Annotated in this window: 11 protein-coding genes and 1 pseudogene; 8 read left to right on the top strand and 4 right to left on the bottom strand. The window is 69.0% G+C overall.

Annotated elements, in window-relative coordinates; genetic code table 11:
- The first annotated feature begins 44 nt into the window (after positions 1–44).
- The 5 genes from ACFVHO_RS22940 (at position 45) to ACFVHO_RS22920 (ending at position 3,557) form a co-directional block, all read left to right on the top strand.
- Positions 45–1,271, top strand: coding sequence for a sensor histidine kinase (locus tag ACFVHO_RS22940; RefSeq protein ID WP_385717535.1), 1,227 nt, complete (start codon positions 45–47; stop codon positions 1,269–1,271).
- Positions 1,268–1,975, top strand: a complete 708-nt coding sequence (locus tag ACFVHO_RS22935; protein ID WP_385717532.1) for a response regulator — start codon at positions 1,268–1,270, stop codon at positions 1,973–1,975. Before ACFVHO_RS22940 ends, ACFVHO_RS22935 begins: the two co-directional genes overlap by 4 nt.
- 408 nt (positions 1,976–2,383) lie before the next feature.
- On the top strand, positions 2,384–2,911 hold the full coding sequence (locus tag ACFVHO_RS22930) for a DUF2199 domain-containing protein (RefSeq protein WP_385717530.1): 528 nt from the start codon (positions 2,384–2,386) through the stop codon (positions 2,909–2,911).
- Positions 2,908–3,066: a hypothetical protein gene (locus ACFVHO_RS22925; protein ID WP_385717527.1), complete on the top strand. Its 159-nt coding sequence runs from the start codon at positions 2,908–2,910 to the stop codon at positions 3,064–3,066. The genes ACFVHO_RS22930 and ACFVHO_RS22925 overlap by 4 nt, the downstream gene beginning before the upstream one ends.
- Positions 3,067–3,158: 92 nt before the next feature.
- Positions 3,159–3,557, top strand: a complete 399-nt coding sequence (locus ACFVHO_RS22920) for a hypothetical protein (RefSeq protein WP_385717524.1) — start codon at positions 3,159–3,161, stop codon at positions 3,555–3,557.
- A gap of 627 nt (positions 3,558–4,184) precedes the next feature.
- On the opposite strand, the gene ACFVHO_RS22915 is transcribed toward ACFVHO_RS22920, so the two are convergent.
- From ACFVHO_RS22915 to ACFVHO_RS22900, 4 genes are all read right to left on the bottom strand, one after another.
- Positions 4,185–5,672: a S8 family serine peptidase gene (locus tag ACFVHO_RS22915; protein ID WP_385717522.1), complete on the bottom strand. Its 1,488-nt coding sequence runs from the start codon at positions 5,670–5,672 to the stop codon at positions 4,185–4,187.
- 117 nt (positions 5,673–5,789) lie between these two features.
- Positions 5,790–7,709, bottom strand: coding sequence for a RiPP maturation radical SAM C-methyltransferase (locus tag ACFVHO_RS22910; RefSeq protein ID WP_385717519.1), 1,920 nt, complete (start codon positions 7,707–7,709; stop codon positions 5,790–5,792).
- Complete coding sequence (locus tag ACFVHO_RS22905) at positions 7,693–8,244, bottom strand: hypothetical protein (RefSeq protein ID WP_385717516.1); 552 nt, start codon at positions 8,242–8,244, stop codon at positions 7,693–7,695. Before ACFVHO_RS22905 ends, ACFVHO_RS22910 begins: the two co-directional genes overlap by 17 nt.
- 93 nt (positions 8,245–8,337) lie before the next feature.
- Positions 8,338–11,346, bottom strand: a complete 3,009-nt coding sequence (locus ACFVHO_RS22900; protein WP_385717513.1) for a BTAD domain-containing putative transcriptional regulator — start codon at positions 11,344–11,346, stop codon at positions 8,338–8,340.
- Between the two features lie 231 nt (positions 11,347–11,577).
- On the opposite strand from ACFVHO_RS22900, the gene ACFVHO_RS22895 reads away from it, so the two are divergent.
- The 3 genes and pseudogenes from ACFVHO_RS22895 to ACFVHO_RS22885 all read left to right on the top strand — a co-directional run bounded on the left by ACFVHO_RS22895 (position 11,578) and on the right by ACFVHO_RS22885 (position 13,611).
- Positions 11,578–11,826, top strand: a complete 249-nt coding sequence (locus ACFVHO_RS22895) for a hypothetical protein (RefSeq protein ID WP_385717510.1) — start codon at positions 11,578–11,580, stop codon at positions 11,824–11,826.
- A gap of 7 nt (positions 11,827–11,833) precedes the next feature.
- A complete protein-coding gene (locus ACFVHO_RS22890) occupies positions 11,834–11,983 on the top strand; it encodes a hypothetical protein (RefSeq protein ID WP_385717507.1) in 150 nt (49 codons plus the stop codon).
- A gap of 431 nt (positions 11,984–12,414) precedes the next feature.
- Positions 12,415–13,611, top strand: a pseudogene (locus ACFVHO_RS22885) (IS110 family transposase).
- The last annotated feature ends 19 nt before the right edge of the window (positions 13,612–13,630 follow it).

Below are 13,630 nucleotides of genomic sequence, written 5' to 3'. Positions count from 1 at the left end.
GGCCGGCATCAACCACCTAGGACCCCTCGGGAAGGGAGGAAAAGATGATCGCCGAGATCCGGTCGTGGGCCCGGCGCCATCCGCGCGCCTTCGACACCGCCCTCGCGGCCGTGCTGTGCGTGCTGGCGGTGCTGACCACCACCATGGCGCAGCCGCCCCGCATCGTGCGCTGGCCCCCGCCGGCCCCCGCCGCCCTCGCCGTCATGGCGTGCGCCGCGCTACTGCTGCACCGCAGCCACCCGCGGCTGACCGTGATCACCACCACCGCCTGCACCGCGGCCCTCGGCGCGCTCGGCCCCACCTACGGCTACGAGTTCGGCTCCACTCTCACCGGCCCCGTCATGGCGGCACTCGCCTCGCTGGCCTGGCGCACCGACGGCCGCACCGCCGCCCGCTGCACCACCGCCGCAGCGCTGTCCCTGCTGGCCGCCTCCGCCCTGTGGCCACCGGGCGAAGCGCAGCTGCAGCCCGAGCAGGTGGGCCTGGCCGCCTTCACCCTCCTGGCGGCGGCGGTGGCCGACGCGCTGCGCAGCCGCCGCGACTACGTCACGGCCATCGAGGCCCGCGCGGAGATGGCAGAGCACACCCGCGAGGAGGAGGCCCGCCGCCGGGTCGGCGCGGAACGGATGCGCATCGCCCGCGAACTGCACGACGTCGTCGCCCACCACATCACCCTCGCCCACGCCCAGGCCGCCACCGCCGACTACCTCCTGACCACCCGCCCCGAAGCGGCGGCCAAAGTCACCGGCAACCTCACCGCCACCCTCACCGCGGCCCTGGGCGAACTCAAAGCGACGGTGGGCCTGCTGCGCGAACACGACGACGCCACCGGGTCGACCGAACCCGCGCCCGGCCTGGCGCAACTGCCCGACCTGCTCGCGTCCTTCGACAGCGTCGGCCTGACCGTCACCCTCACCCGCGACGGCGAGCCCCGGCCGCTGTCGCCCGGCGTCGGCCTGACCGCCTACCGCATCACCCAGGAGGCGCTCACCAACGTCTCCAAACACGCCCTGACCACCACCGCCGCCGTCCAACTCCACTACAGCGCCGACCGGCTGACCCTCACCGTCACCGACGACGGCCCCACGCCCACGGATACGGGCGCGGCCGGGTACGGGCTGATCGGCATGCGCGAGCGGGCCCATGCCGTCGGCGGTCACCTGCACGCCCACCCCCGCAAGGGGGCCGGATTCGAGGTGCGGGCCGACCTCCCGACCCTCGCCGCGCCCGGCCACCACCCCCGCCCCATCACGAACAGGGACGCCCCGTGACCATCCGCGTGCTCCTCGCCGACGACCAGGCGCTCCTCACCGGGACCTTCCAGGTCCTCATCGACGCCGCCGACGACCTCCAGGTCATCGCCACCGCGGGCGACGGCGACCAGGCCGTGCGCCTGGCCCGCGCCACCGCACCCGACGTCGTGGTCATGGACATCCGCATGCCGCACCAGGACGGGCTGTCGGCCGCCGCGCAGATCACCGCCGACCCGCAGCTGCACGGCACCCGGGTGCTGATCCTGACCACCTTCGAGACCGACGACTACATCACCCGCGCCCTGCGCGCGGGCGTGAGCGGATTCCTCGGCAAGGGCGTCGGCCCCGCCGAGTTCCTCGCCGCCATCCGCACCGTCGCCGCCGGGGACATGGTGCTCTCCCCGCTGGCCACCCACACGGTGGTCACCCGCTACCTCGCCGCCTCCAGCCCCGACCGCCCCCAGGCCACCCCGCGCGAGCTCGACTGCCTCACGCCCCGCGAGGAGGAGGTCCTGCTGTGCGCGGCCGAGGGCCTGACCAACGACGAGATCGCCGAACGCCTCTTCGTCAGCCCGCTCACCGTGCGCACCTTCGTCCAGCGCATCATGCACAAGCTCGGCGCCCACCACCGCGCGCAGCTCGTCGCCCTCGCCTACCGGACCGGCTTCGCCCGCGTCCCGTTGCCGCCGCCCGCTCGCCCGCGCACCGGCCCGGCGCTGTAGCACACGCGAGCCCTGGTACGGCGAACGGCCGCCCCGCACGCGCTGTTGCGGGCGTGTGCGGGGCGGCCGTTCGGTGACCAGTGCCGCCCTGGGGTAGCCGGAGGGGGCGGTCGTCTCAGGTGCCGGGGGTGTCAGGCTGGGGCGAGCTCTGGGACGGCGAGGCCCGCCATCGCGTCACCCGCATGCCCGGCAGCAAGACGCACGCCGTTCTCAGAAGCATGACCATCCGTCTCTCAGTGCTTCGAGGGCTGCTGATGCACCTCTGAGATCAACGCATCGAGCATCGCGAGGTGAGCGAGGACTGCCCTTGACGTGCGAGCCCCTGTGACTGAGCGCCCTGTAGGGCAGCGGGATGGAAGGGGCTCCTGCCCGAGGCAGTGTCGGAACCCGTCACTAGGCTCCAGGGTCATGACCAGTGATCTTGGGTTCACCTGCTCGTGCTGCGGTGCCCACCACTCTGAGCTGCCGATCAACTACTCGGCCGAGGCCCCGGCTGTGTGGGATCCGGCGTTCGACGTCGCCGACGACTGCCTGCTTTCCTCGGACCAGTGCGTGGTCCATGCGGAGCATTACTTCGTGAAGGGCATGATCGAGATCCCGATCGTTGGTAGCGGCGTGGTGTTCTCCTGGGGTGTCTGGGTGTCGCTCAGCCGCGAGAACTTTTCCCGCTCGGCGGACCTGTGGGACACGCTCGGCCGTGAGGCCGAGAAGCCGTACTTCGGCTGGCTGACCACTGATCTGCCGGTCTATTCGCCCACGACGCTCAATCTCAAGACCCACGTCCACACCCGCCCGGTTGGCGAGCGCCCCTACGTCGAACTGGAGCCCACCGACCATCCCCTCGCCGTCGAACAGCGCACGGGGATCACTCTGGACCGTGTGCGGGAGATCGCGGAGGCCGTGCTCCACTCCGGCAGCAGCGAGGAGCAGCGATGACCGGTACATCGATGTCGCCGATCCCGATCGCGCCTTCCGGCTTGAGCCGCAGAGCCCGGAGGTTCGTCGAGGTGGACGGCAGCCGTGTCCCGATGCAGGGCATCCGGCGCCACCGCGACGCCTGGGGCGGGCGCGGGATTCAGTACACGTCCTAGGGCCTGTCCGTTCTCCACCGCTCGCGCGCCACCGATCGCCGCACCGCAGTGCCCGAGGGCCGTGGCCGACCGTCCACTCAGGAGAGCCCACCGTGCAGATCGCCGTCCTCGTTCCGTACGCCCACCTGCCCCAAGCGCACCACGACCGCCACATCCTGACCAGTACCGTCGACGTTTTCGGCGCCGCCCACTGGCTGCTCGCCGAACGCGCTCCCCAGCCCGGCGGCGATGTCCCGCCCTTTGACGCGCTGGTCGTGTCCGTCGATCCGGGCGGCAACGTCGAACTCACCGAGCTGAGCGCCGTACGGGCCCACTGGCCGCACCTGGACCGCCTGCCCGACGGCGGCCTTGTCGTCGCCACGTCTCGCGTCCGCCGATACGAGGACGCCAACCAGGTCCAGGTCTTCGACACGCTCTGCCGTGAGACCTCGTCCTTCTCCGTCAGGGACGCCATCAAGCACCTGCTCGTGGACGAGGCCAGCCGTATCTGAGTAGGGCACTTCGACGAGAACCCGGCGGGAATCCGCTGCTGGAGCGCCACGGGCCGACTCGCTTGGACGTCAGACGACGCCCGCATCCCCGGCCTCTTCGACTGCTACGCCCTGAACGTGTCGGGCACCACCGCCTGGGCGTGCCCATACACGGACTTCCCACTCGTCGAGATACACCCCGACCGCACCGATCGGCCCGTGAGGGTGTGGGCGAACCACGTACGGGGCGCCAAAGCGGTAGCCGTCCACGGTAAGCGGGTCGCCTTCTACGGCGGCTACGACGAAAAGCGGGACCGACTCGCCCACGCAGAGATCATCGAAACATCCGTCGAGCCAACGGACGTCAGGCTGCTCACCCTGCCCGACGGCTCCGCCCCTGGCCGTCGGCGGGTAGTCGGCCGAGGAAGCAGGATCTACCTCCAGGCCGAGCCTGCTGGTACAGCGAGATGTTCCAACCTGAGGAATGCCCGGCTCAGCCAGCGCCAGATCGCGGAACAGCGGGGTTCAGGCGGCTCCGGTGTGATTTTCGTGATCCGCCCTCGTGCGTGTCCGTGACAGGTCATGATCGGTTCCGGCACGGCATCAACTGATCAGGAGGACTCATGGGTCAGGGGCCGGACACACCGCTCACGTCTGGAACACCGCCGCCGCCACGGCCGCCGACGCGCTGGCAAGACCCCAGCCGGTCGCCTCGTCGTGCCCGGGTCCCGCGATCGATCCGCCGTTCGTCGACGGGTTGCTCGCGCCGGTTCGCACGTCTCGGGCGCTGCTCATCAGGGCATTGCGTATGCCACGCGGCGACAGCTCCGGGTACGCCTGCCGCAACAGGGCGCAGATGCCGGCGATTTGAGGAGCAGCCGCGGAGGTCCCGCTGAAGGCGGCCCACCCGTCATTGGCACGCGTCTCGTCTTCCTCCGGGAACAACGCCGCGTTCCTGCCGGACAGCTCCTGATCAATCTCGCAGCCCGGAGGAACGGGCAGCATGATGTACATCGCATGGGGCTGCATGCCCACCAGGCCGCACACGTCCGGGACGATGCGGTCCGGATAGATCCTGCTCCTGAAGCCGCTCGCGTAGTTCGACGCCTGTGTCCCACCCGAGCTGTCGACGTAGACCCCTCCGGCCGCGATGACGTCCGGGTGCTGTGCGGGGAAGCCGTAGTGACCGTTTCCCGCGGAGAACACCACGGTGATCCCGGCCGCCACCGCAGCGGTGATCGAGTCCACCATGGCCCGGCCGATGGCGGTCAGGGGCGGTGCCGCGACATTACCGCCCCAGCTGTTGCTGATGATGTGCGGGCGCGGATTCTGGTTCACGGCTGCGTTGAACGAGCCGAGTATGTTGTCGAAGTTGGCCTTGACCATGGTGAAGTCGATGCCAGGCGCCAGCGCGAAGACGTTGGCGGACTCTCCGGTGCCGTGCCCGTTCTCGTCCACGTCCTCTCGTTCCGCCCCGGGCCCGAGCACGACGCTGCCGCTCAAGCGGCGCTCCGCGAAGTACGGATGGCCTCCCCACCAGCCGGAATCCACCATCGCCAGACGGACTCCGGCGCCCCGGATACCCTCTTGATGCAGTTTGTCGGCATCCAGCAGCTCGGCGACCTTCCTGGGGACGGTCAGATGCCAGTAACCGGGCCGCGGCGGTGAAGCGTTGACCGGTGTGCCGCGGAAGGGGAAGACCGGCTCCTCGATCGCCACACCCTCCACCACGTCGACCACGGGGCTTCGGTCCGTGGGAATCAGGCCGGACAGAGAAGTGGTGGGGCAGTCGACGAACGTCACGGTCTCTCGCTCGCCCGCCGATCCGGGCCGGATGACCTCACGCTGCTCGGTTACGAGGGGGACCTGGAAATACCGTTCGTACAGCTCGGGCGGGCCGGCGATGTTGATCGTCGTCGCCGTGCTCCCCTCTTCCAGGATCTCGAATCCGGCTGCGCGCAGCTGCTCGGTGGCCGCGGCGATGTCCGCGGGGGAGGACGTGAAGCCCGACCCCTGCGTCGAAGTGAAATCGTGCCCTTCCAGCGATTCGTCGAAGAGCGAGATCTCACCGCTCGATTTCGGTGAGGCGTGGGCATACAGAATCTGAGGCATGTTGCCTCGAGTGGTGTCGGACATCGATGAACAACTCCTTGAGATCGCCCCGAATCGCCCTTTGTGTACGGCCATTGAAATGGAATCCTGCAGGCACTGGCCATACTCAGAACGGCGTAACGCATTGATGACCGAAAACGTTCAGTGCTCCAGTACCGGCCTTCTGCGTGGCGCCGGAATGGCCAGGGCCAGCGCCGCGGGCCCGTCGAGAAAGACGAGCCCCAGCTTCGCCAGTTCGCGCAGTGTCCCTTCGATGGCCTCCACCGACTGGTCGAGGCCGAGTCGGTTGCGGGCCGTCGCCGCCGTGATGGCCCGGTTGCTGCAGGCGAGGTAGAGGTCGGCCAGCGGGCCCTCGAAGGTGTAGGTGCCCTCTTTGCCTTCATTCCGGCCGTCGTAGATCTGCACGAAGTGAGGTGCCTGCCAGTACTGCAGAACGGGTCGGTGGTGGTTGCCCCGGCTCGCCGTGATCCAGTCGTCGACTGCCTTCCGTACGTCCAGGTAGTCGCTGTCGGGGAGGGCGCCCTTGACCTCGTGCTCGAAGAAGTAGGCGGTCCTGTCGAGGTCCACGTCGGCCGGGTAGACGTAGCGATAGCTGGGTTCGGGTCGGCAGTGCCCCAGGAGCGTGTGCCGGTCGCGGTAGAGCGGACTGAAACGCTCCATCCAGATCCGGTTGGCGCTCGAGGGTGGCTGCAGATGCCACAGGTGGGGCATGACCGCTGCCTGGGCGGCGTAGTCCTCCTGGGTCTCACCGGGGAAGCCCCAGAGCAGGTTCCAGGCCACGTTGATGCCGTAGTGCTGGGCCCAGCGCAGCAGATTGATGTTCTGGGCGGCGCTGCATCCCTTGTGCATGAGGTGCAGCACACGCGAGCTGAGCGACTCCAGGCCCGGCTGGATCTGCGTCACTCCGGCGTCCGCCATGAGCTTGAGCTGCTCCCGGCCCAGATTGGCCTTGACCTCGTAGAAGATCTCGTAGCTCGCGTCGCTCTCGATGAGCGCGGGAAACAGGGACTTCAGGTACCGGGTGTCGAGGATGTTGTCCACCGTCTCGAAGCGGAACGTCCGGTATCGGCGGGCCTGTTGGGCGAATTCGGCCAGGACGCGCTCGGCTGCCTTGGACCTGAATTCCATCGTGGTCGCATTCAGTCCGCAGAACGTGCAGTGATGCTTCGCCCCCCACCAGCAGCCCCGTGCCGTCTCGACCGGAATCCACACCGATCGGTGGCTCGCGCGTCGGAGGATCCCCAGGTCCTCGGCGTGCTGGAAGTACTCGTCGTAGTCCGGAACGGGCAACTCGTCCAGCCGGCGCAGGGGCGGCAGCGGTGGCACCGCGACCACCCGTCCTTCGATGCGGCGGGCCAGTCCGGGCACGGTGTCCAGGTCACCGCCGGCGGCGAGCGTGCGGAGGAACTGGGGGAAGGCCATGTCCCCTTCGCCGATGATCGCGGCATCCACGGAGTCGACCGCACGGACGAACTCGACGCCCATCTCGCCGTCGAAGTTGGCTCCGCCGAACAAGGTGAGCAGCCCCGCATGGCGCTCCTTCAGCCGCCGGGCCAACGCGAAGGAGGCGGTGTTCTGCTGGAAGGTCGAGGTGAATCCCACGACACGGACCGTGTGCCACGGGAATGCGTCGAGGAGGGCGTCCAGGTAGGCGGGCACGTCGTCGTGCCGCATCCTGAGGAGCTGATCGCGCAACGTACCGCGCCGTTCATCGCCTGCCAGGTAGGTGAGTTCGGCGGCGAAGTCGTCGAGCAGACGACCGTCCGGGTCCGGGGCCTCGTCGCCGAACGCCTGGAGGGAGAACAGCCAGTCACCGACCATGCCTCTGCGGTGTTCGGAAAGGGCCCGGTACCGGTCCGCGCCGATGCGCGCGGCGAAGTCGAGGTTGGCGTGGAACGTGCGCACGGGGAACCCGGACGCCACGCCGATGGCTTTGAGCAGTCCCAGCTGGAGGGAGGGGCGCCGGAAGTCCATGAAAGGCATGGAGACGAGGACCACCGGCCACGCCGATCGCTCCTTTGGCAAGGCGCGGGCGTCCCGCGGCTCAGCCCTCTCCGTCATCGGGCTGCGGCGATGCGGGTTCCCAGATCCTGAAAGCGTCCATGACCTCGTCGCGAGGGCTGTCGCTCAAAGGGCCGACGGCGGGAAAGGCGAACTGCCCGAAGCGGTCTTGCGGGAGTCCGGCATAAGAACTGGCCGCTGCACGGAAGATGGCGTTCAGCACCTCCTGCTGCCCTTCGGTGAACTCGGATTTGAGCATGCTCAGTTTCTGTGTGACGTCTTCGAGATCCTCCTGGAAAATCCGGCCACCCGGGTTCGACCGCACGGGTTCGTAGATCTTGAAGATTTCCATGACGTCGTCGGGACGGAACGTGCCAGGAGTGAACCGGGCGGCGCGACTGCTCAGTAGCTCCCACCGGTCTTGGGAACGACCGACGTACGACTCACCGGCAGCGCGGAAAACGGCCTTTATCACCTCCTGCTGCTCCGCGGAGAACATGGGTTTCAGCAGGTCGAGTTTCCGGATGAGCTCTTTGAGGTCCTGCTGGCTGATATTGTCTTCCGACATCGTGGCCTCCACGATGACCTTGTTCACCTGCGCGGGAAGTGGATTCCTCGCTGGCAGAGTCGTCGATGTGCCTGAGGTCCGTCAAGGAAGAGCGGAGCCGACGGAGTCGGCGGCCGTCCCTCAAGGGACGGATCTCGTATCCCGCAGTCGGGCCAGGTCGGCGCGCACCTGTACCGCGTCCGGGTGGCCAAGCTCGTCGAGGACCGTCAGGGCGTCCTGCCAGCTGGTGCGGGCCGCCCGGACATCACCGATGTCGCGATGGAGCGTGCCGAGGGAGCACAGGGTGTTCGCTTCGTTGTACCGGTCCCCGATGTCCCTGTAGAGCTCGATCGCCTTCTCGTAGCACGCGAGCGCCTCCTCGCGCCGGTCGAGCCGGCGGTGGACGTAGCCGAGGCTGTCCCACGTGTCGGCCTGGTTGAACCGGTCGCCCAGCTCTTCCTGCAGCTCCACCGCACGCCGGCAGTAGGCTAAACCCTGCTCGAGGTCGCCCAGTTGGGAGTGGAACCACCCGACCGCGTTGAGCGCCCGCGCCTGACCCGTGCGATGTCCGGCCGTCTCGAAGAGCTTCAGGGCCTGTTGTGCGTGAGCAAGTGCCTCCTGGTAGCGGTGTTGTTGGTCAAGAGCCCATGCCGATGTGCGGTGCGCGTGTGCCTGGCCGGTGGCGTCGGCGAGTTCGTCGAACAGAGCGAGAGCCCGGTCCGCATGACGGTGCACTTTCCCGTACTGGCCAAGCCCCATATAGGCGTACGCCAGGCACCCATGGATGACGGCCTGCCCCCGTGTGTCGGACTGACGGGAGGCAGCCGCCAGGGCCGTCCGGTCGATCGTCGCCGCGTCGTGCCAGAGACCTTGACGATCGCTGAAGGGCCTGAGGGTCCATGCCAGGCGCCAGGCATGGCCATCCGTCCGGCCGTCGGCGGCCTGCCGGATGACGGCGAGGAGGACCGTGTGCTCCCGGACGAACCACTCCAGCGCCCGACGGTGATCGGCGAACCGCTCGACGGGAACGGCGGCGTCGGCACCGGCCAGTTCGATGGGATCGTCCCGGTGCGGGTTGAGCAGCGCACTGGCGTGAAAGGCGGTGTGCAGATAGTGGTCGAGCATGCGGCGGAGCGCCGCTTGCCTCTCGGCGTCCGTGTCCTGCGTGCGGGCGCGTTCCGCCGCGTAGGCGCGGAGCAGGTCATGCCGGGTGAAGCGGCCGGGCGCGCACTCCGTGATCAGCTGCGCGCGGGACAGTTCGGCAAGGAGCGAGCGGCCCTGCGCGGGCGGGAGTCCGGCCAGCGCGACTGCGGCCAGTGCACCGACTTCCGGGGCCGGGTGCAGGCCGAGCAGCCTGAACAGCCGGGCCGCGGGGGCCCTGAGACGGTGGTACGACCAGGAGAACACCGTCCGGACGTTGGAGGCCGGGTCGCCGCCGTCCAGCGAGCCCAACCCGCCGTCGGCAGTGTGCAGTTCCTTGGCCAGCAACCCGAGAGGGAAGCCGGGATGGAGTGCGGCACGCGCCGCCACGATCGCCAGAGCCAGCGGCAGCCGGGCGCACGACGCGATGATGTCGTCGACCGCGACCGATTCCGCGTCGACCTCACGCCGGCCGATGCGGCGGGCGAGCATCTCGCGTGCTTCGGCGGTGGAGAGAAGGTCGACCGTCACCGGATGGGCGCCTCCCGTGGCCACCAGACCGGCGAGGTCGTTCCGGCTGGTCACCACGACGAGACAGCCCGATGAACCCGGCAGCAGGGGACGTACCTGTTCGGCATCGCGCGCGTTGTCGAGCACGACCAGCATGCGGCGGCTCGCCAGCAGGGTCCGGTAGAGCGCCGACTGCCCCTCGGGATCGAGAGGCATCTGTTCCGGCGGCACGGCCAGAGCGTTGAGGAATCCCCGTACGGCCTCGGCCGGGTGCATCGGCGAACCGGTCGGATCGAAGCCGCGCAGGTTCACGTACAGCTGTCCGTCCGGGAACCGGCCCCGGATCCGATGGGCCCAGTAGACCGCGAGCGCGGTCTTGCCGACGCCGGCCGTCCCGCCGATCGCGGTGATCACCACGGCTCCCCCGGTGCTGTGGCCTTCACCGGGCAGGAGGGCGTCGAGCCGGGCGAGCGCGTCTGCCCGGCCGACGAAGTCCCGCATGCGGTGCGGCAGTTGGGCGGGAACCAGAGGGTGGTGCGGCCGGGTGCGGTCGGGCTGCTGCGGGCCTGTTCCTGCCGGAACGGAACCCGATCCTGCCGGAACGGAACCCGGTCCTGCTGGATCGGAAACCGGTCCTGCCGCACCTGAGCCCAATTCTGCTAGGCCTGAGCCCAGTCCGGCCGCAGACGCAGCTGCCGAGCCCGGCTGCGGTACGTCAAGTGCCGGGTCCCCTGCGAGAATCCGCTGGTGCAGCCGCTGCAGCCGTCCCGTGGGCTCGGTCCCGACCCGCTCGCGGATGCTCCGGCGCGCCTGCCGGAAGGCGGCCAGCGCCTCGGCCTGGTGGCCCGCACGGTACAGCGCCAGCATGAGCAGGCCGTGCAGACTCTCCCGTGTCGGCTGATCGGCCACGAGCCGGCGCAACTCACCCACCAGGTCGAAGGGGTCACGGAGCCCGAGATCCACCTCGATGCGCTCCTCCAGCACCTTGAGCCGCCGTTCTTCCAGCCGCTGCCGTTCGGCCTCGACCGACGGCCCGGACAACCCTTCACACACCTGCCCGCGCCACAGACCCAACGCCTCGTGCAGCGCTAAGGCCGCCGCGGGCAGGTCCCCCGCCCTGCGCGCGGCACGGGCACGTTGCACCTCACGGTCGAAGTCGTGCAGATCCAGCCGGTCGGGCGGCACGGTCAGCCGGTAGCCGGCCGCGGTCCAGGCCAGCAGACGCGAGGGCGAACGGGGTCGCCGGCCGGGTTCGAGCACACGGCGCAGCCCCGAGGCATGCCGCTGCAGGAGGTTCACCGCGTGCGCCGGCGGTGTCATCCCCCATAGGCCGCTCATCAGTTGCTGCTGACTCAGTGACCGATTGGCGTTCAGCAGCAGTATGGCGAGGACGACTCTCTGTTGCTGCTGGCCGAGATCGAGTTCGACCCCTTCCCGCCATGCGCGCAGCGGCCCGAGCAGTTCGAAACGCAGTGTCCGTGAGACGGCCTGATCGCCCATCGCCCCTCCCCCGAGTGGAGCAACTCCCGTCAAGGCTATCCCCAACCGCAGGGCAGCGGCCCGTTCCGCCCTGCCCTCCGGTCGTGGCTGATGCCGACTGCAACGGCGACTCCAACCAGTCCTCCAACCCGCGTACGCACGATGAGGGCTGCCACCCATCCCTTGGCGTGCGGGGCCCTCACCGGCCGGCCCGCCCAACGCACTCACACGACAAGAACAGCGAGGCGCGTCATGACCGGATCCATCAGCCTTCCAACAACGGCCCGGGCGAGGGCCCTCGCTCCAGTCGTCACCGAAGCCATCATCGCGGCTCTGACGACCGCACCGCTGCGCCTACGTTCCCCGCACGGCTTCCTGCTCGTGCGCTACGCGATCCAGCAACTCGGCCTGGACGACGCCGGGCTCGGCGCCATCGCCATCCCCATGGTCCACCTGGGCGTACTTCTCGCGTACGCACTGTCGGGAACCCGGAAGAGGTGAGACCCCGATGGCGAAGAAGAAGAGCAGCACGGCACAGAATCCAGCCGGGCACCATCACTGCCGCGGCGACCAGAGCCGCCCCTACCGGCTCGCACGCTGGCTCGGTCCGATCTACACGGTGTACCGGATCGTGCGGGACCACTGGGACCACTCCTGACCTGAGCTATCGACGCGTCACCGGATCGTGGACCGCCCCGGCTGGGGGCAGCCGCAGGCTCAGCGCCGCCGAGTGCTCTACGCGCGGTACGTGGATCGCCGCCACGAGCATCGGGAAATCTCCCTGGTCACTGCTGACTTGCGCGAGGCGGTCGGCGCTCGCGCCCCCCCCGCCGCCAGGGGCCGCATCAACCGGTGAGCTGGTCCTACCGTTCCCGCACTGGTCCACGCCGGTCATTCGTAGGATCGGTGAGCCCGAGGACTCCGGGTATGGCTATGAGCTTGACGCCGTCTGAAGGATGAAAAACTTGGCCGCCCGGAGCCCATGACGGTCACAACCGCTCATTGGGATACGCGACTTGATCGCTGTGTAGGACAACGTCGGCAAGGCCGTCCGCGGGATCACAGAACGAGCAACTGGCGGAGGCGGCCATGTTCACGATCTGGGCCGGAGTCGACATCGGCAAGGAGCATCACCACTGCGTGGCACTCGACGCCCGCGGCGAACGGCGGCTGTCACGCCGCGTCGGCAACGACGAGCCCGAGTGGCTGGAGCTCATCCGCGACGTGCTCGCTCTCGCCGACCCGGGCAAGACCCTGTGGGCGATGGACACCAACCATGGCAGCGCCGCTCTGCTCATCGGGCTCCTGCTCGACCAGGGACAGCCGATGGTCTACCTCACCGGCCTGACCGTCCACCGCGCCGCAGCCGGCTACCGCGGCTAGAGCAAGACCGATGCCAAGGATGCCCACGTCATCGCCGACCAGGCCCGCATGCGCCAGGACCTCGGACTGCTCCGGCCCGGCGACGAGGTGGCCGTCGACCTGCGCATCCTCACCAGCCGTCGCCTCGATCTCGTCAACGACCGCACCCGGCAGATCAACCGGCTGCGCGAACAACTCCTGGGAATCTTCCCGGCCCTGGAACGTGCCCTGACCCGCAAGGGCCGAGGGCTGGTTGTGCTGCTGACCGGCTACCAGACGCCGGGCGCGATCCGCCGCATCGATATCCGTCGCCTCGAATCCTGGCTGAAGAACCGCAGCGTGAGGAACCCTTCCTCATTCGCCCGGACCGCCCTCGATGCGGCAGAAGCCCAGCACACCGCGCTGCCCGGAGAGACACTGGCCGCCGACATGGTGGCCCGCATCGCGAAAGGCGTGCTGGCCCTGGACACGGAGATCGCCGAACTCGATGCACTCATCGAGGCTCGATTTCACGACCACCCGCACGCCATAGTGATCGAGACCCTGCCCGGCATGGGACCCCGCCTCGGGGCCGAGTTCATCGCCGCCACCGGAGGAGACCTGACAGCGTTAGGCACCCAGGGCCGGCTGGCGGGCTTCGCCGGACTGGCCCCGGACCCGCGCGATTCCGGCCGCATCCGCGGCAACCTGCACCGGCCCCGCCGCTACCACCGCGGCCTGCTGCGGGTCTGCTACCTCGCCGCGATGGCCAGCCTCCGCTGCTGCCCCGTCTCCCAGCACTACTACCAGCGCAAACGTGGCGAAGGGAAGAGTCACATCCAGGCCCTGCTGGCCCTAGCCCGCCGACGCCTCAACGTCCTCTGGGCCGTGATCCGCGACAACACGTCCTACGAACTCCGTCCCCCGATCCCCGCAACTGCTTGACGAGCGCTATTGGGAAGTT

Source organism: Streptomyces sp. NPDC127108 (assembly GCF_042677545.1).
Classification (GTDB): Bacteria; Actinomycetota; Actinomycetes; order Streptomycetales; family Streptomycetaceae; genus Streptomyces.
This window is presented reverse-complemented; position numbering and strand designations above follow the sequence as displayed.

Bases quoted from the DNA above. Each gene is read 5' to 3' on its own strand.
- ACFVHO_RS22930 (WP_385717530.1), top strand. From the start codon at position 2,384: ATGACCAGTGATCTTGGGTTCACCTGCTCGTGCTGCGGTGCCCACCAC.
- ACFVHO_RS22900 (WP_385717513.1), bottom strand. From the start codon at position 11,346: ATGGGCGATCAGGCCGTCTCACGGACACTGCGTTTCGAACTGCTCGGG.
- ACFVHO_RS22890 (WP_385717507.1), top strand. From the start codon at position 11,834: ATGGCGAAGAAGAAGAGCAGCACGGCACAGAATCCAGCCGGGCACCAT.
- ACFVHO_RS22910 (WP_385717519.1), bottom strand. From the start codon at position 7,709: ATGACGGAGAGGGCTGAGCCGCGGGACGCCCGCGCCTTGCCAAAGGAG.
- ACFVHO_RS22895 (WP_385717510.1), top strand. From the start codon at position 11,578: ATGACCGGATCCATCAGCCTTCCAACAACGGCCCGGGCGAGGGCCCTC.
- ACFVHO_RS22940 (WP_385717535.1), top strand. From the start codon at position 45: ATGATCGCCGAGATCCGGTCGTGGGCCCGGCGCCATCCGCGCGCCTTC.
- ACFVHO_RS22925 (WP_385717527.1), top strand. From the start codon at position 2,908: ATGACCGGTACATCGATGTCGCCGATCCCGATCGCGCCTTCCGGCTTG.
- ACFVHO_RS22915 (WP_385717522.1), bottom strand. From the start codon at position 5,672: ATGTCCGACACCACTCGAGGCAACATGCCTCAGATTCTGTATGCCCAC.